The sequence below is a fragment of the Streptomyces sp. PH10-H1 genome (genome assembly GCF_030063355.1).
Lineage (GTDB): Bacteria > Actinomycetota > Actinomycetes > Streptomycetales > Streptomycetaceae > Actinacidiphila.
In genome coordinates, this window is the sequence record NZ_JASISZ010000036.1 from 23666 (window position 1) to 40567 (window position 16902).

Here is a 16902-nt window from a genome sequence, read left to right on the forward strand (position 1 = left end):
CCCCTCGCGGCAGGGTGGTCCCCGACGCGCTGAGCGCGCGTTTCCGCGGCCGGCAGGCAGCCCTGATCGTCGCCGCTGTGGCACTGTGGAGGGCTGCGCAGGCGATCGGAGGCTGAACCAACCCGTGACCGCGATCATCTGGATCACCGAGGGCACGTGGCAGGCGACGGTGGACGCCGCGCGCGCCCACGTCCCCGACGCGGCGGACATCACCTTGCTGTATGTCACCGGTGACGATGCCGAAGCCGCCGCGCACGGCGCGTTCGCGGGTCTGCTCGGCCGGGGCCATCGCGAGCGCGACCCCGGCGACTACCTGGAGGCCCTGTCCGCGACGGCGGCCGCCGAACTCCTGGGCGTGGCGGCCGACCGGCTGGGCCGGCCCGTGAGCCGGCGTCAGCTTCACGGGCGCGTCGCACGCGAGGTCGTGCGCGCGGCCGAGGGCGCCGACCTCCTGATCTGCGCGCGGGACGGTGACCGCCGGCGGCTGGGTCCGCGGAGCCTGGGGCCCGCCACCCGATTCGTCGTCGACCACGCGCCCTGCCCCGTCCTGCTGGTGTGGCCCGAATCCGCACCCGGTATCGGTTCGATCCCGCCTCCGCCGCACCGGCATCCCTGACGAGCTGCCGGCCGCCGTTCAGAGTGTGATGGCCCAGCGGGCCTTGTACAGGCTGGACCCGGGGAGGGTCTCCACGTCGGCTGGGGCCTGGAGGCGGACGGTGGAGGTGCACCAGGTGCAGGGATTGTCGGTGTCGGGTGCCACGGAGAGGATCTGGCCCGTCAGGGGGTCGTCGCCGATGCTCTTGACGAGGGGGCGGTCCACGGCCGCCTGTTCGCTGTACGACACGAAGGTACGGGTGGCGAGGGAGAACTGGCGGACGTGGGTCATGGTGGTCACCCACAGTCGGCTCGGGTCGAGGGCGACGGTGCCCAGATCGTGTCCGCCGGTCTCGGGCAGCGGTACGGTCGACACCGCGGTGATCTGCGGCAGTTGCGGGGTGCCGCTGATGGCGAGGGACACCAAATGGTTGTCACCGACGGCCCAGAGCACCTGGTGCAGCGGGTCCCATTGCAGGCCGTGGGCGCCGGGCAGGGCGAACTCCGCATGGTCGGTGCGACGGGGCCCGGTCGAGGCGGCATACACGCGGACGAAGCCGCCCGTGCTGGCGGCCACCGCGATGTTGCCGTCGGGGAGCACTTCCATGGTGTGGAGGTTGCCGGGAATGGCGGCGGCCCAGTAGGCGCGCCCGCCCGGGTACTCCACGACCGCTGCGAAGCCGTCCGAGGCACAGGTGAGCACCCAGGTCCGGTGGGCGCCGACGTGCCACTTGGCTTCGCTGACATTGCGCCAGGTCAGCTCCGGCTGCAGGTCGCTGAATTCCGTCAGCGTTCCGGGCGACCAGGTCCAGACCGAGGCCAGGGTCGACAGAGCGGCCCGTCTGCCGCGCAGGGTTGTTGTGTTGGGGTCGAGCAGCAGGACACGGCGCGACGCCTGATCGGCGGCGATGATCAGGCTCCGCTTGCCGGTCGTCCTGCCGGGTGACCAGGGCGCGGCGTGGGCGACAGCCGAGGGCACGGCGAGGGCCAGCGCCGCGGAGGCGGCCGTCCGCAGGGTGGCCCTGCGAGTGGGGCGGTCTGCGGAACTCGTGGACATGAGGGCGCTCCCGTGCGGGTGGTGTGGTGGTTGTCACGGATCTGACCGGCTGACCTGACTCACGCACGTCAGTCGTGGACCTGAATCGTGGACTTGAGATGTGGACCTGGGTCGTGGTCTGACGTCGCAGACCGGCGATCGCGGACCCGCGTCACGGAGTGAGGAGCACGCCCACGCCGTTCGGCACCGGACGTTCCGCCACGCCCGTTGGGTGGTTCCGCACGGTGCTGTGCGTACTGCCCGGGGTCCGGGTGACGAGCGTGGACGAGCCGCCGCCGTCGAGGTCGACGGCGTGCTCGGCCCCGAGGCCGAGCAGGAGGCGGGCAAGTTCGCCGAGGGTCAGCCCGGCACCGCTCTCGGTCCCGCCGTCCAGGGCGAGCAGGTACAGCCGGTGGCCGTCGTCGCCGATACCGGCGGCGGTACGGGTGGCGGCGACGGTCTCGTTGAGGCCGTCGAGCGGGACGCCGTCACGCAGGATCGGATATCCGCCCACCGCGAAGGCCAACGGGTCGTCTCCGGTGCCCTGGAGCCGGTGCCGGATGTGGACCCTGTCGCCGGGCCTCAGGTGCCGCAGTGTCTGCGCGCCGGCCTCGCGTCCGACCAGCACGACCGAGCCGCGTGGAATGGCGCCTTTCCCCGGGGCGGCCGAGACCGCGGTGACGGTGTCGCCGTGCACCGTCACTTCATACGTGTCGGCGCTGCAGGCGGCGCCGCGGTCGGTATCGGTACCGCAGGTGGCGCGTAAGCGCGAAGCGGGCCCCCACGCGGGGGTGTACGCGCCGACACCGTCCACGGGCAGCGCGTACTCATTCAATCCGTCCAGGGCCGACGCCCCGGCCTTCGTGACGATGACGCCCTGCAGCGTCAGCCGGTCCAGCCGGGCCACATGGTCGGCGCCGATGCCCAACACGTCCTCAGCGGTGGTACCCGGCACCAGCGCGGGACCGAACCGCTGGCCGTCCGGGACGGCGGCTTTCAGCTGTCGTCCGCCGGCGATGGCCGGGCCCACCGCGGAGAAGGTCGGGTCGACACCGGGATGCTGGCTCTCGGAGATGTTGAAGAAGTCGCCATTGACGGCGGCGACGGCGCCGCGCGCGTCGGCCAGCCGTGACACCGGTGCCCGCGCGTCGGCCGCACCCGGCCGGAGCAGATCGACCCTTACGTGGTCGTTGTCCAGATCGACCGTCAGAAGGTGGCCGTGTGCAGTGCCGTGGGAGGCGGGCAGCGAGAACGTCTCATAGACCACACCGGGCGCGAGACGTGTCACGCCCGCGCGCTGCGGACGTGACACGTCGGCGACGGCGTTCGCCGGGGACGCGGTGAGGACCAGGGCGCTCCAGGCGGCGGCCACGATCAGCGCCGTACGCACCCGGTGCCGGGGCCCGGGCCGCCCTCCGGCATGGGAAGGGGGGCGGCGGCTGCGGAGCGGGCCGGACCGGCGGGCGGAAACGCGCGAGGTGGCAAGGGGCAAGAGCCCGAACCCTTTCTGCCAGTGCAGCGACAACAGCGAGCTTCTCGGGCTCCGACGCGGGTCGGTGCGGCCGGTCTCAGCGATCTCACGTGCTCGGCACACTCAGCGCGCTCAGGGTGTCTAACGCGCCGAACAGGCTTCGGGCACTTCATGTACTTCGCCTGGCTCAAAGGCCCCTACAGGCGGCCGATACCGCGGGCGGCGCGCCGCACCGTCGCGCGCGGGAAGGCCACCGGAACCTGCGCAGCCCGTACACCACTGGGCAGCTCACCGACTGTCTGGGCGCGACCGACTGGGCACTCACCGGCGAGCACCGCGCACAACGGTTCCGCCCCGTCCGCCCTCCGTCTCCCACATGCGGATACGACAGTGCCCCGGGATCGCGCTCCCGGGGCACTGCGTCGGGACGGACCGCTAGTCGATCTTGATCGGACCGTCGGCCGGCTTGTCCGGGCCGTCCTTCTTCGACGGGTTCTCCGACGGGTTCTCCGACGGCTTCAGGTACCCCTGCAGCGCGACCAGCCCGTTGTCCTTGCCCGGGCGCTGCTCGGTGGAGCCACTCAGGTTCTTCCGGACGGAGTCCAGGATCGTCAGGCCCTGGCCGACCAGGCCCGCCGCGATCTCGCTGAGGCCCTCGGCGCCGTTGAGCACGTTGACATTGGCACCGGCGAGGCCGGTGGCGGCCTCCTTGACGATCAGCGGCAGTTGATCGATCAGCATCCGGTCGAGTGCCACCCGGTCGTACGACGCCGCGGCCTCGGCCTGGATCTTCATCCGTTCCGCTTCGGCTACCGCCAGCACCCTGATCCGTTCGGCCTCGGCCTCGGCGGGCTTCACGATCTCGGCCCGCAGCTGCTGCTGGCGGAGCTCGGCCGCACGTTCGGCCAGTTCGGTCTGCGCGATGAGCACCTCTTGCGTCGCGTGCGCCTGCGCCAGCGGTCCGGCCTGCGCGGCCTTCGCCTGCGCGCGCTCCACCTCGGCCGAATACTCGGCCCGCACCACGGCGGTCTGCCGCGCGTATTCGGCCTGGTTCCGTGCGGCAAACTGCTCCGCCTCGACCGAGGCCTGGGTGGCCCGGGCCTGGGCGATCTGGGCCATCTGCTGGATGGACGCCTTGTGCGGTGCCGACATCGCGTCGATGTATCCGGTGTTGCCGTCGTCGATCGACTGGATCTGCAGCGAATCCACGGTCAGACCGATTTTCGCCATCTCGGTCTTGGAGGTCTCCAGGACTGCGGTGGCGAGCTTCTGCCGTTCGGTGATGATCTCCTCGACCGTCATCGAGCCGATGATGGAGCGCAGATGCCCGGCGAAGATCCGGCCGGTGAGCACCGACATCTGGTCCTGGTCGGAGAGGAACCGCTGACCGGCGTTGACGATGCTCTCGGTGTCGTTGCCCACCTTGAAGGCGATCACGGCGCGGACCGTCAGCGCGATGGCCTGCCTGGTCACGCAGGTCTCGGAGACCTCGGCCTCGCACATCGCCAGCGTGAGAAAGCGGGTCTTGCGGAAGACCGGGAGTACGAATTTGCCGTGGCCGGTCACGACACGGAACGGCGCACCTTCGAGTCCCCGCCTGCCGCCCGAAATCAGCATCGCCTCATCAGGGGCTGGAACGCGATAACCGAACATTTTCGTCTCCTTAACGGGCGTCGCCGACGCCACCCAACGCATCAAGGGGATCTTCCCACTTGATGACGCCAACCTGCCGAGTGCCACGGGATTCGATCACGAGCACCGTCGTCCCCCTCGGCAAGGGCTCCTCGGACCACGCGAGAAAGGTCTCGGTTCCGCCTCTGATGCGCACCAGGATCTCGCCGGGTCCGGCAGATCCACGAGTGCCGATCAGAAGTTCCCCCGTGCAGCCGATAACGGCCTCGTCCTGCGCCATTTCCGACTGCCCCCTCATCATTGTGGTCCTGGATTATGACCATAGCCCCACCACTTACCGGCGGCCTATCCGCGGGCGCCCGGTGGGTCGCCGGCAGTGCCGGCATCGCCGGTCGCCGGCGGGCGGCGGCGCCCCCGGCGGGGGACTACATGCGGCTGGTGCGTGCCGAGGTCCGCACCAGCCGCACCCGGCACGCTGGACGAACGCCGGTGTCCGGACGGTTAGTTGACGGGGGGAGCGAATTCGTAGACGAGCTGGGCCGGTCCTGGCGGCAACTGGAGGTCCGTGACTTCCAGGAGGCGGCCGTGCTGGTCGGCGATGGTCCGGCGGATGGTCAGCTTCGCCTGGTCCGGCGTGGCCGGCCGTGGGCCGAACGGCGGGGCCAGGGCGATGATGTCGCGCCGGTGGGGGCGCAGATCGGCGTCGATCATCCACTGGTAGAGGCCACGGAGGTTGCCGCGGTGGGGCTCGGACGAGGAGCGGCGGTGCTCGGCCAACTGGGGAATCTCGGCGATCGCGACCGGGGAGAAGTAGGACGTGGCGTCCGCCAGCTGGGCGCCGGGCGCGTGCTCGACCCGTTGGTGGACCAAGGTGGTGGTGCCGGGACTGAGGCCGAGCAGGCAGGCGATGTCGACGGGCGCGGGCGCGTTCCGGAGCACCCCGCAGTCGTCGTCGAGTCCTTGCGGGGTGACGGCCGCCTCGCGGATCAGCCGGACCGGTATCCCGGGCGTGACGGCTGCGGCGCGGGTGCCTCTGCGGCCGGTGGTGACCATGCCGCGGTCACGCAGGAGTTGCAGGGCCTGGCGCACGGTCTGCCGGTTGACGCCGAAGCGCTCGGCGAGAAGCCGCTCGGCGGGCAGCCGGTCGCCCGGTGCGATACGGCCCTTGTCGAGATCTGCCTGGATGCGGGCGGCGATCTGCTGATAGAGCGGGCGTACGGGCGGGGCGGGACGGGAGGGTTGGGGCACGGTGGGTGATCCCTTTCCGTGAGGAGTGACGCATGGTGATCGCACATGAGTGATCCGTTTCCCATACCTATCATTGGTCTATACCTGTCGCGAGGGTTACTCGCCAGTACGCCATATATTGGCGCGAACTCGCAGTTACCGGGCCCGATCCGGCAAGGACCGTGAAACTCCGTCAACTCGCGGGCCGTCACCGGACCCCGTCATTGGACCCGCTGCTCCCGCTCGTCGTCCTCGTCGTCCTCCTCGTCGGGCAGCTTCACATCGCCGACCGCGACATTGACCTCGACGACCTCAAGACCGGTCATCCGCTCCACCGCCGCGATCACGTTCTCCCGCACCGCGCGCGCCACATCGACGATGGACACCCCGTACTCGACGACGATGTCCAGGTCGAGTGCGGTCTGCACCTCCCCGACCTCCGCCTTCACACCCCGGGCGACGGATTGGCCGCCGCCGGGCACCCGGTCGCGCACGGCGCCGAAGGTGCGGGCGAATCCGGTGCCCATGGCGTGCACGCCCAGCACATCACGGGCGGCGAGTCCGGCGATCTTCTCCACCACGCCGTCGGCGATGGTGGTACGGCCACGGGTCGCGGGATCACCCAGCGGCGCCCGCTTGCCGGCCGGCTTCGCGCCCTTGTCCAGGGTCCTGCCTTCGCTCCCGGGATTCGAACGGTCGGGCCCGGGGCTGTTCCGATCTGCGGCGTCACTCATGATGGGTCGTCCCTTCGTCTGGGCTCCGGGCACCATGGACTCCGGTACCGACCGAAGAGGAGCCGGATGATGACACAGGTGATGGTGCGCATCGTGGGCCGGGACTTGCCCGGAGCCGACTGCGGTGACCATCAGGACGTCCATGTGGGAATGCAGCGGGGGACGGTGCAGGACGCCGTGGTCTCCGCGGACGCCGGCGAGGTGGTCTTCGAGGCCCCCGTCACCCTCGTCACCGCTCCGGACGGCACGGCCGACTTTCGCGGGCCGCACGTGCAGGGCCGCCGTGGCGGCCGGTTCCTCTACCTCACATGGGGAGAGCAGCCGCCCGGCGGAGCGTTCACGATGTTCCGCCGGGCCAAACTTCACCTGGCCGACATTCCCGCCACCGACCTGACGGCCGCGCGCGACGGAGGCGGCTGTCTCCAAGGAGCCCTGGGACTGACCGACGCCTCAGGGCTTCCGCTGTGCGCCTCCGTTCACCCGCCCCAGGTGGCCTGGAGCGTTGTTCCTGTCCGCTGACTCGTAGGGGGCCGCGGATCGGTCGTCGTCCTGGACGGCGTCCTGGGCGGCGTCATCGTCGGCGTCAGCCGGTTACTTGCCGGCCTCGTCCGTGGGCGGGCGGTCGCCGAGCTGCTCGTTCAGCTTCTCCTGGGCCATGTCGGCCTGGCCGCTGTACTTGTTGTCAGTCTTCTGGTCGACGAAGTCGCCGGCCTTCTCGACTCCCTGTTTGGTCTGGTCCTCGTGACCCTTGAGCATGCCTTTGAGCTTGTCGAACATGGACATGTCGGACCTCCTTGCGTGGTGGACAACACCTTCAGCATCCACGCAGTCGCCCGGGTCCGCATTCCGGGCCTTCCGGGCGGGCTCGGCCGGGAGCTCAGGCCGACCGCCCATGCGGCCAGCCCCACCACGGCCAGCAGGATGTGGCCGGCGGCCAGCAGCCGCCATGCCGTCGGCGTGGAGGCCACCGGGCCGAACACCTCGCGCTGGTCCCGCAGAACGGCCAGATCCGCGATCGCCTCGCCGCCGTCGGCGAGCATCACTGCGAGATCGGTGGCGATCCGGCCTGGGTCATGGCCGGTCCCGGGCGGCCGAAGCGGCCGGAGCACGGTGGAATACGCCGCCGTCAGCCCGGTCGCTTCGGCGAGGTCCGCCAGCAACCGTGCTCCGGCGTGCCCGACCACCCCCGACCCGTCAGCGGACACCACAAGCCGGGGCCGCGAACCGAAATCCTTCACGCAGAAAGTGCCTTCCCCTGGCGACGACAGAACCCCTAGACAAGGTCCATCGTCCCAGCTCAGGAAGGCACTTTTGCGTTTCTACCCAACCCTCAGCCGCACCCCAACCGAAACGGCGAGGTTAGTCCGAAAGGATGAACGGGAGCGGTCTCGCCCGGGCAGCGGAGCGGCACTGCGCCAGCGGTTGGCGTCGGCGCTGGCATTGGCGGCAGCAACGGCAGTCCGAGATGGGCGCGCTGGGCGGCGGCCCGTTCCTCGTAGGGCTACCGGATGGTGCGGTGAGCCACCGTCCACAGGCCGCCCCCGGCCCCATGGTGCAGACTCGTTCCGTGAGGAAGATCATTGTGATCGGTATCGGAGCGGGCGACCCGGACCATCTGACCCTGCAGGCGGTCAAGGCCCTCAACCAGGTCGACGTGTTCTTCATCCTGGACAAGGGTGAGGAGAAGTCCGACCTCGTCCAACTGCGCCACGACATCATCGAACAGCATGTGACGCGCCCGCACCGGCTCGTGTCGGCCCAGGACCCGCCCCGGGACCGCACGGCGCCGGATCCGGCCTACGCGTCCGCGGTCGGGGACTGGCGCCATCATCGTGGTGACATCTACGAGCACTTCATCGGCACGGACCTCGCGGACGGAGAATGCGGTGCCTTCCTGGTGTGGGGCGATCCCGCCCTGTACGACAGCACCCTCGGCATCCTGGAGGACGTTCGCGACCGCGGGACGGTGGCGTTCGACTACGAGGTGGTCCCCGGCATCAGCAGCGTCTCGGCGCTGGCCGCCAAGCACCGGACCGGACTGAACCGGCTCGCGCGGCCCGTGCAGATCACCACCGGCAGACAGCTGGCCGAAGGCTTCCCCGAAGGAACCGACGACGTCGTGGTCATGCTGGACGCACACCAGGCATTCGCCGGCATCGAGGACGAGGACGTCAGCATCTTCTGGGGCGCGTACCTGGGAACACCGGACGAGCTCCTCGTCGCGGGACGACTGGCCGACGTCGCGGGCCGGATCCAGACGCTGCGTGCCGAGGCCCGCGCGCGCAAGGGATGGATCATGGACACGTATCTGCTGCGCCGTGACCGCGACTGAGCCGACGGCTGTGTGACGGGCACACGGGAACAGGGTGTGTTCGCTCCGGCTGGACCCCGCGACACTGGACCCCGCGACACTGGACCCCGCGACACTGGACCCCGCGACATCGGACCCCGCGACATCGGATCAGAGGGTGACGAGGCTGACCTCGGTGGCCTTGATGCTGGTCCAGACGGTGGTGCCGTCGGTGAGGCCGAGTTCGGTGGCGGCGTGGGGGGTGATCTCCGCGACGAGGTCGGGGGCCCGGTCGGAGGTGATGAGCAGGCGCAGCCGGCTGCCGGCGGAGGTGATCTCGCGAATGGTGCCGGGCCAGACGTTGCGAGGGCTGCCGCCGGGTTTCTCGCGGTGCACGGAGACGGCCTCCGGCGCGATGATCGCCAGCGCCCGGGTTCCGTCGGTGAGGGTGTCGGCGACGACGAGGTGTCCGCCGCCGGCCAGCGCGAGGCCGTCGGTGGTGGCGGTGCCGGGCCAGGCGTTGCGGCCGAGCATGCGGGCGACCCAGGGCGAGCGGGGATGACGGGTCACGTCGGCGGGTGAGGCGTCCTGCAGAGTGCGGCCGTCCTCGAGGACGAGGACGCGATCGGCCAGGGCGACGGCTTCTACCGGGTCGTGGGTGACGATGAGGCAGACGCCGCCGAAGCCGTCGAGGTGGGTGCGCAGGGTGTGGCGGACATGGGCGCGGGTGGTCTGGTCGAGGGCGGCGAGGGGTTCGTCGAGGAGCAGCAGCCGGGGGCGGGCGGCCAGCGCCCGGGCGAGGGCGACACGTTGGGCCTGGCCGCCGGAGAGCTGGGCGGGTTTGCGGTGGGCGAGATGGCCGACGCCCAGCCGGTCGAGCCATTGCTGGGCGGCGCGGCGCGCCTCGGCGCGCGGGACGTGGTGGGTGCGCAAGCCGTAGGCGGTGTTGGCCAGCGCCGTCAGGTGCGGGAAGAGGGCGCCGTCCTGCGGGACCCAGGCGACACCCCGCTTGTGCGGGGGCAGGGCGCTCACATCGGTGTCACCGAGGCGGAGTTCGGCGTAGGCGCGGGGAGTGAGGCCCAGGAGGGCGCGCAGAAGAGTCGTCTTGCCTGCGCCGTTGGGTCCGACGACCGCGATGGTGGTGCCGGGTTCCGCGTCCAGCGTGAGCTGGTTGGATCCGGTGACGTCGGTGTGCAGGGACCAACGCTCCGGCGCCGCCAGGGGCTTGGCCGTGAGGGATGCGGCAGTGAGGGATGCGGCGGTGAGGGACGTCGCCGCGCCGGCCGGCGGCTGCGCATCGTCGGCGGGGCGTTCGGGGGAGGAGCCGGCGCGGTCGGTGGTCGCGCCGGTCCAGCGGCCCCGCAGGCCGATCAGCACGGCCATGGCGATGGCGAGCAGCAGGAGGGACACGGAGGTCGCGGCCTCAGGTGAGTCCTGGAGCAGCAGATAGACCTGCAGCGGCAGGGTCTGGGTGGTGCCGGGGAGATTGCCGGCGAAGGTGATGGTGGCACCGAACTCGCCCAGCGCGCGCGCCCAGGCCAGGGCGGCTCCGGCGGCCAGGCCGGGGGCGACCATCGGCAGGGTGACGGTGAAGAACACCCGCACCGGTGAGGCCCCCAGGGAGGCGGCGGTCTCCTCGTAGCTGGGGCGCAGTCCGGCGAGGGTGCCCTCCAGGCTGATGATCAGGAACGGCATCGCCACGAAGGTGGCGGCCACCACCGCGCCGGAGGTGTGGAACGGCAGCACGATCCCGAAGGTGTTCTCCAGCCAGGGACCGAGCAGGCCCCGCCGGCCGAAGCCCAGCAGCAGGGCGACGCCGCCGACGGTGGGCGGCAGCACCATCGGCAGCAGCACCAGGGAACGCACCAGTGTCTTGCCGGCGAAGTCCACCCGGGCCAGCAGCCACGCGAGCGGCACGCCGAGCACCAGGGACAGGCCCAGCGCCCAGAACGAGACGAGCAGGGACAGCTTCAGGGCCTCGGTGACGCCCGGGCTGGTCAGATGGGTGCCGATCTCGCCCCAGGACGTGCGGGCGAGGATGCCGATCAGCGGCATGAGCAGGAACGCGATCGCGAGCAGTGCGGGCAGTGCCAGCGCGACGGGAGTGCGCGCGCCGCGCGCCCGGCTGCGGATGCGTCTCATCAGGGGTTCCTGCGATCGGGTCGGAGAAGGTGCTGATGCCGCGGGGGCTGTCCGGTCCCCCGATCCGGACAGCCCCCGCGGCATGCGGCGTTACCGCTGTTGGGGGAGGGGTTACGGCTTCTGGAAGCCCGCGTCCTGCAGGATCTTCTGCGCTTCGGGGGTGCTCAGCCAGGCCACGAACGCGGTGGCGGCCTCGGTGTTCTTGGAGGCCTTCAAGGTGGCGGCCGGGTACGAGGCGACGGCGTTCTGCGCGTCGGGGATCTCGATGGCGTCGACCTTGTTCGTGGCGGTCGCCGCGTCGGTGGCGTAGACGATGCCGGCGTCGGCTTCGCCGAGTTCGACCTTGCTCAGCACGGCGCGGACGTTCGGCTCCTGCGAGACCGGCTTCACGGTGATCTTCTGGGCGTCCAGGACCTGCTTGCTGTACCGGCCGACCGGGACCTCGGGCGCGGCCAGCACGACCTTGAACTTGGTGTCGGCGAGGTCCTTGAGGGCCGTGATCTTCAGCGGGTTGCCTTTACCGGTGGCGATCACCAGGCGGTTCTTGGCGATGACGGCCGGTGTGCCGGTGTCGCTCTTCAGGCCGGTCATGGTCTTGGTGTCCGCGGTGACGAGGGCGTCGGCGGGGGCGCCCTGCTTGACCTGGGCGGCGAGTTCCTGCGAGCCGGCGAAGGAGAACTTCACCGTGGTGCCCGGGTGGCTCTTCTCGTACGCGGCACCGGCGGTCTTGAAGACGTTGGTGAGTGAGGAGGCCGCCAGCACCGTCAGGGCGGCCTTGGGCGCGCCGGTGGCGGACGGGGTCGCCGTGGATCCGGTGTCCTTCTTGCTGTCGCTGCTGCTGCAGGCTGCCGCGAGCGGGACGAGGAGGGCAACGGTCACGATCGCGGCGGCGGCGCGGCGTCTGCTGAAGGCGAGAGACACGAGGGTGGAACTCCTTGAAGATACGGGCCGACTGATGTCGCCCGAGCGGGTGGGACAGGCCGCGTCGGGGACGGGCGACGCCGCTGGGTCGAGCGATCGGTCAGGCGCGGTCGATGTGCACGCTGGTGGACTTCACGCGGGCGGTGGCCTGCATGCCGACCTCCAGGCCGAGTTCCTCCACGGCTTCACGGGTCAGGAGGGAGACCAGCCGGTGCGGTCCGGCCTGGATCTCGACCTGGGCGGCGATGTCACCGAGTTTCACGGCGGTGACGATGCCGGGGAAGGCGTTGCGGGCGGAGGTGTAGGAGGCGTCCTCCTCACCGGTGCCGCTCTGGGCGACCTCGATGGAGAACGCGGCCAGTGCCCGTCCGTCGATGAGCCGGCGGCCGCCTTCGTCGCGGTGGGTCGCGACGCGCCCGGCGTCCGCCCAGCGACGCGCGGTATCAGGGCTGACGCCGAGCAGCCTCGCCGCCTGGCCGATCGTGTAGGACTGCATGTGCGACAAGGTAGGGGCTATCAGCTGGCATTTGCAATTCATCGGGTGAAACTCCATAGCAGTTGCCCCCTCCATCGGTGAAAGGTCCAATAGCCCGGACCCGGCGCCATTCGCCCCGGGTATCCGACACTGCGTTGCCTCTGGTTTGCCGGGCGGCTTCCTCGGTCCTGGTGGTGTTTGCGATGCGTGCCCGGACGGATGCGCGGAGTGTGGCTACAGTGCTGATGACACGGCAGGTGTAAACCTGGCATTCCGCTCCATATGTGAGGCGCCCTTCATGAGCCTGAGCATTCGCAACCAGATCCCCGGCACAGTCACCGCCGTCACGCCCGGCGAGGTCATGGCGACTGTCAAGGTTCGCCTGAACGGCGGCCAGGAGATCACGGCCGCCATCACGCTGGAGGCCGTGAAGGAGCTGGGCATCGCCGAGGGCACGGCGGTCCGCACCCTGGTGAAGTCCACGGAGGTGTCGCTGGCCACCGGGCCGGTGGCGGGCCTGAGCATTCGCAACCAGATCCCCGGCACGGTCTCCGACGTCGCCAGCGGCGGCGCCATGTCGAGCGTCAAGGTCAACGTCGCGGGTGGCGAGCTGACCGCTGCGATCACCAAGGACGCTGTCGCGGACCTGGGTCTGGCCGCCGGTACCTCGGTCGTCGCGCTCATCAAGTCCACCGAGGTCGCCCTCGCCACCGTCTGAGTGCGCCGACAGGTCGGTGCGTCGGCCGGCCGGTTCGTCCGCCGGTCGGGCTCCGGACGGTCTTCGCTCCGGCCGGCCGGGCGGGTGCTAGGCGGTCAGCAGGGCCAGTCCGATCCGGCTCTGGAAAACGCTCCAGGTGGAGATCTCCGCTCCGTACACACCCGGCACGGGAATGTCGTCGCTCATGGGATGGCACAGGGCGACGACCACATAGCCCGCAGGAGTACCGCCCACGACCCCGACGTTCAGACCGGTGCGCTCGCAGATCAGGGGCGTTGCCCACAGGTCCGCTCCGCCGGCGATCACGCCGATCGTGACTCTCCGGCCGCACAGCGCGAAGGCATCCGGCACGGCGGGTCCGCCGCGCGCCGCGTCCCGCACGATCAGCGCGGCCGCGGCGTCCTCGGCGCGGAAGTACCCTGACCCGTCGTCCCCGGCCGTTGCCGACGCGGTGCGCACATACGCGCCGTCGGGGCCCAGCAGCGCGGCGGCGTAGGCCACCCCCGGCTCCTCGATGATGCCGGTCCGCAGGAAGTCGTCCCACGCGTCAGCGGAACTCCGCACGACCGCCCCCTTCGGTGTTCCGTCCCGGGGCCGGTACGTCATCGGGCGCCGGGCACGCTGCGACCCACACGCTGGTGATCGCGCTGACGTAGCGGGCCCCGCAGCGGTCGGAGGGCACCACCAGCTGGCTGCCGGCGATGTCCAGGGCACCGCCGTCCATGACCGTGGCCAGCAGGATGGGCGCGTCCCCGAAGTCGGCGTCGATCTCCGCCCAGGAGAGCACTGTGTGATGCCCGTCGCCGCCGGTCACCGCCAGCAGGAAACGTGACCGGTCCTTGCGCCGCCGGGCGTCGAACGCCGGTTCCGCGGAGGCGACGACCTCCCGCAGCAGCGGTCCCTCGAAGCTGTGGTGCTGCGGCCCGTTGGTCGCGCAGTCGAAGACCACATCGGCACGGTGCTGCTCCCAGCCGTCCCGCAGATCGGCGACGGTCAGGGTCGTCGGCCGGTGCACCTCGCCCCGCAGGAGGAAGGACCGGGTGCGGGGCGGGGCGGCGAGAGGTGGCGTCCTGAGTCGGCTCATCCGATTCCCCCTCGGGCGGTCCACGCGGCGGCTGCTTCCCAGTCATGCCCAATCGTCCTGCCAGGAAATCGTGGATGCTAACCAAAAGTATGTCTTCTCCTCGTGGATGGTAGGTCAGGACGAGATCTTTCGCGGCAAGCGCGGTTCGCGGCGGAACGCGGCTGTGGTGACCTCGCCGCGCTCGTCGAGGCGGACGTTCTCGAAGAGCGTGGCGCCCAGCGCCTGGGCGACACCGCCTTCGACCTGGTCCCGGCACTGCATCGGGTTCATCACCTTGCCGGCGTCCGCGGCGTGGACGCTGCGCAGGATCCGGATCTCCCCGGTGCCGGGGTCGACGGCGACCCGGAACCACTGCGCATTGAAGGCGACCGAGCGGGGAGTGCCGCCGAAGTGCCCGTCGGCGGCCAGCTCCTGCCCGGCCGTCCGAGCCGCCTCGTACAGCTCTTTGAGGGACACGATCCGCCCGGCGCCCTCGACGGCCTCCTCGGTCAGCCGGCAGCCCGCCCGGGGGACACCCAGGTGGCGGGCGGCGAAGTCGAGGAGGTGCCCGGCCAGAGCCTGCGATGCCCGGAGCGTGGCCTTCCCCGCGACGACGGTGCCGGTGGAGCCGAACGCACCGGTGTCGTGCCGGACCAGTCGGTGTCCGACTGGCGGATCGTGATCCGCCCGGTGGTACTGGCCAGCTCGCCGGCGGCGATCTGCTGGTGGACGGTGGTGGTGCCGTTGCCGAACTCGGCGGTGCCCACCGCCAGATCGAAGGTGCCGTCCTCGAGCAGCGTGATGCGGGCATCGGCGATGTGGCCGCCGGGCGGACCGGTCGCGATCACCGACAGCGCCGAGCCCTCGCCCACCAGCCAGCCCTCCGGCGCCGGTCCCGGCTCCGCGGCCTGTGCGGCGCGGACGATGCCCAGGCACTGATCGAGGCCGTAACTGGCGATGTGCAGATCCTCCTCCTCGCCGCTGGGCGTGATCATCGGCTCGCCGGGGCCGATGATGTTGCGCTCGCGCAGCACGAGCGGATCGATGCCGAGGCGGCGGGGAGCTCGTCCAGGACCGATTCCATGGCGAAGACGACCTGGCCGAGCCCGTATCCGCGGAACGCGCCGGCCGGCACGGTGTGGGTGTAGACGGCGTAGCCGTCGGCCTTCTTGTTGGGGCAGCGGTACACCGACAGCGATTCGCCGCAGGCGTGGAACATCACCGCCGGGCCGTGATTGCCGTACGCGCCCGTGTTGGACACCACCCGCAGTTCCAGCGCGGTGAGCGTGCCGTCCCGCCGGGCGCCGGCCTTCACGTCATCGCCCAGCACCACGACAACCTCGCCCGTGCCCACGCGATCAGCCGCCGAGCGGCCGAGCGCTGTGCCGTCGCCCGGCGGGTCCGCCGGCTCCGGTCACGTCCTGTGGCCAGGCCGATCGACGTGCACATTCGTCGACTTCACCCGCGCTGTCGCCATGACCCCGACCTCCAGTCCCAGCTCCTCCACGGCCTCCCGCGTCACCACCGACACCACGCGGTGCGGCCCCGCCTGGATCTCCACCTGGGCGATCACGTCGTCGAATGTCACAGCGGTCACGATCCCGACGAAGGCGTTGCGCACCGACGTCGACACCTCGTCAGGGACCGTCTCCGCACCCGCGGCCCGCTCCTTGGCGAACGCCGCAAGACTGACCCCGTCGATGACCCTGTTCCCCGGTCCATCGCGGTCCATCCGCACCTGGCCGCCGTCAGCCCACCGCCTGACGGTCTCCGGACTCACGCCCAGCAGTTTCGCTGCCTGGCCAATGCTGTACGTCGGCATGCCCGCACACTAACGGTGGCGGCCTCAGCCGCGGTGCACGCTCACGCCGCCGAGCAGTCCGTACACGTTCACCCGGACGGTGGGCCCTCCCGGTTCGCTGGGGCCGTCGTCGCTGACTCCGCCCAGGCGGATGCCGCTGACCACCTGTACGTCCGGGCGCACCCGGAGCGTCACGCCGCCGACCAGGCTGAGTCTGGTGATGCGCAGCTCCGCGCCGTCGGGGATGTCCAGCTCGGTCAGTGCGAGGCGGCAGTGCCTGGCGTAGGGCTTCTGGCGTGACATCTGTCAGGCCGGGGTTCCGTGCTCCGCCGGTACTGGCGGGGGCGTTGTCGGAGGGTCTCCTGGGGCCGGTCCGTCAGTCCGGCGCGGGCGCCAGCGCGTCCGTCACCGCGTCCATCACCGATCGCCAGTGGAGGCGCTGAGCCTCCCGCTCGGCCGCGTCGGCCAGCCGCTCCTGGTGGAAACGCAGCATCGTTCCGTCGCCGCTGGGGGTCACGGTCACCTGGAGGGTGGTCTCGTACGGCCGGCCGGCGGGGCGGTGGGTGAGGCGGATACGGGAACCGACGTGGTAGCCGCGGATCTCGCCGGTCGTACCGTCGGCCGTCGAGTAGACCGCTCCGCGCTCCGCTCCGAGCCGGGCACCGGCGCCGAGCCACAGGGCGATGCCTTCGGGGCCGGTGAGGAACTGCCAGACCAGCCGCGGGGGTCGCCGGAGGGTCTTGGACACACCGACCTGGAATCCGGCGTCCTGGGTGAGCCCTGTGACATGTGCGGACC

General features: G+C 70.9%; 19 protein-coding genes and 2 pseudogenes. 4 read left to right on the forward strand and 17 right to left on the reverse strand.

All coding sequences use genetic code 11. From position 1 onward, the window contains the following. Positions 1–124: 124 nt before the first annotated feature. Positions 125–616, forward strand: coding sequence for a universal stress protein (locus QMK24_RS21670; RefSeq protein ID WP_283468202.1), 492 nt, complete (start codon positions 125–127; stop codon positions 614–616). Between the two features lie 18 nt (positions 617–634). Here QMK24_RS21670 and QMK24_RS21675 read toward each other — a convergent pair whose 3' ends face one another. The 6 genes from QMK24_RS21675 to QMK24_RS21700 form a co-directional block, all read right to left on the reverse strand. Further along, complete coding sequence (locus QMK24_RS21675; protein WP_283468203.1) at positions 635–1651, reverse strand: DUF6528 family protein; 1017 nt, start codon at positions 1649–1651, stop codon at positions 635–637. Between the two features lie 151 nt (positions 1652–1802). Next, a complete protein-coding gene (locus QMK24_RS21680) occupies positions 1803–3002 on the reverse strand; it encodes a phosphodiester glycosidase family protein (RefSeq protein WP_283468204.1) in 1200 nt (399 codons plus the stop codon). Positions 3003–3536: 534 nt separating this feature from the next. Beyond that, a complete protein-coding gene (locus tag QMK24_RS21685; protein ID WP_283468205.1) occupies positions 3537–4754 on the reverse strand; it encodes a flotillin family protein in 1218 nt (405 codons plus the stop codon). Between the two features lie 10 nt (positions 4755–4764). Beyond that, on the reverse strand, positions 4765–5013 hold the full coding sequence (locus QMK24_RS21690) for an NfeD C-terminal domain-containing protein (RefSeq protein ID WP_283468206.1): 249 nt from the start codon (positions 5011–5013) through the stop codon (positions 4765–4767). 221 nt (positions 5014–5234) lie between these two features. Further along, on the reverse strand, positions 5235–5981 hold the full coding sequence (locus QMK24_RS21695) for a GntR family transcriptional regulator (protein WP_283468208.1): 747 nt from the start codon (positions 5979–5981) through the stop codon (positions 5235–5237). A 200-nt stretch (positions 5982–6181) separates the two neighbouring features. After that, on the reverse strand, positions 6182–6694 hold the full coding sequence (locus tag QMK24_RS21700; RefSeq protein WP_283468210.1) for an Asp23/Gls24 family envelope stress response protein: 513 nt from the start codon (positions 6692–6694) through the stop codon (positions 6182–6184). A gap of 66 nt (positions 6695–6760) precedes the next feature. Here QMK24_RS21700 and QMK24_RS21705 point away from each other — a divergent pair, with 66 nt between their 5' ends. Then, complete coding sequence (locus QMK24_RS21705) at positions 6761–7213, forward strand: DUF5990 family protein (protein WP_283468212.1); 453 nt, start codon at positions 6761–6763, stop codon at positions 7211–7213. A 72-nt stretch (positions 7214–7285) separates the two neighbouring features. Here the strand turns inward: QMK24_RS21705 and QMK24_RS21710 are convergent, their stop codons facing one another. After that, on the reverse strand, positions 7286–7477 hold the full coding sequence (locus QMK24_RS21710) for an antitoxin (protein ID WP_283468214.1): 192 nt from the start codon (positions 7475–7477) through the stop codon (positions 7286–7288). Positions 7478–7626: 149 nt separating this feature from the next. Beyond that, positions 7627–7962 (reverse strand): annotated as a pseudogene (locus QMK24_RS21715) (IS1380 family transposase); the annotation flags it as partial. 299 nt (positions 7963–8261) lie between these two features. On the opposite strand from QMK24_RS21715, the gene cobF reads away from it, so the two are divergent. After that, on the forward strand, positions 8262–9026 hold the full coding sequence (cobF, locus tag QMK24_RS21720) for a precorrin-6A synthase (deacetylating) (RefSeq protein ID WP_283468215.1): 765 nt from the start codon (positions 8262–8264) through the stop codon (positions 9024–9026). 129 nt (positions 9027–9155) lie between these two features. Here cobF and QMK24_RS21725 read toward each other — a convergent pair whose 3' ends face one another. From QMK24_RS21725 to QMK24_RS21735, 3 genes are all read right to left on the reverse strand, one after another. Then, positions 9156–11126 (reverse strand): ABC transporter permease, encoded by a 1971-nt coding sequence (locus QMK24_RS21725; RefSeq protein ID WP_283468217.1) that lies wholly within the window; start codon positions 11124–11126, stop codon positions 9156–9158. 111 nt (positions 11127–11237) lie between these two features. Further along, positions 11238–12047 (reverse strand): molybdate ABC transporter substrate-binding protein, encoded by an 810-nt coding sequence (gene modA / locus QMK24_RS21730; protein ID WP_283468218.1) that lies wholly within the window; start codon positions 12045–12047, stop codon positions 11238–11240. 100 nt (positions 12048–12147) lie between these two features. Then, positions 12148–12543, reverse strand: coding sequence for a TOBE domain-containing protein (locus QMK24_RS21735; RefSeq protein WP_283468220.1), 396 nt, complete (start codon positions 12541–12543; stop codon positions 12148–12150). Between the two features lie 277 nt (positions 12544–12820). Between QMK24_RS21735 and QMK24_RS21740 the strand changes: the two genes are divergently transcribed. Beyond that, positions 12821–13240 carry a TOBE domain-containing protein gene (locus QMK24_RS21740; protein WP_283468222.1) on the forward strand — a complete coding sequence of 140 codons (420 nt, stop codon included), beginning with the start codon at positions 12821–12823 and terminating at the stop codon, positions 13238–13240. A gap of 87 nt (positions 13241–13327) precedes the next feature. Here the strand turns inward: QMK24_RS21740 and QMK24_RS21745 are convergent, their stop codons facing one another. From QMK24_RS21745 to QMK24_RS21770, 6 genes and pseudogenes are all read right to left on the reverse strand, one after another. Continuing rightward, on the reverse strand, positions 13328–13804 hold the full coding sequence (locus QMK24_RS21745; RefSeq protein ID WP_283468225.1) for a hypothetical protein: 477 nt from the start codon (positions 13802–13804) through the stop codon (positions 13328–13330). Next, complete coding sequence (locus QMK24_RS21750) at positions 13788–14324, reverse strand: molybdopterin-dependent oxidoreductase (RefSeq protein WP_283468226.1); 537 nt, start codon at positions 14322–14324, stop codon at positions 13788–13790. The genes QMK24_RS21745 and QMK24_RS21750 overlap by 17 nt, the downstream gene beginning before the upstream one ends. Before the next feature lie 129 nt (positions 14325–14453). Beyond that, positions 14454–15618: pseudogene (locus QMK24_RS21755) on the reverse strand (xanthine dehydrogenase family protein molybdopterin-binding subunit); the annotation flags it as partial. A 99-nt stretch (positions 15619–15717) separates the two neighbouring features. Beyond that, positions 15718–16125, reverse strand: a complete 408-nt coding sequence (locus QMK24_RS21760; protein ID WP_283468227.1) for a TOBE domain-containing protein — start codon at positions 16123–16125, stop codon at positions 15718–15720. A gap of 24 nt (positions 16126–16149) precedes the next feature. Then, positions 16150–16407 (reverse strand): hypothetical protein, encoded by a 258-nt coding sequence (locus tag QMK24_RS21765; protein ID WP_283468229.1) that lies wholly within the window; start codon positions 16405–16407, stop codon positions 16150–16152. A 73-nt stretch (positions 16408–16480) separates the two neighbouring features. Further along, positions 16481–16852, reverse strand: a complete 372-nt coding sequence (locus QMK24_RS21770; protein ID WP_283468230.1) for an SRPBCC family protein — start codon at positions 16850–16852, stop codon at positions 16481–16483. Positions 16853–16902 lie beyond the last annotated feature (50 nt).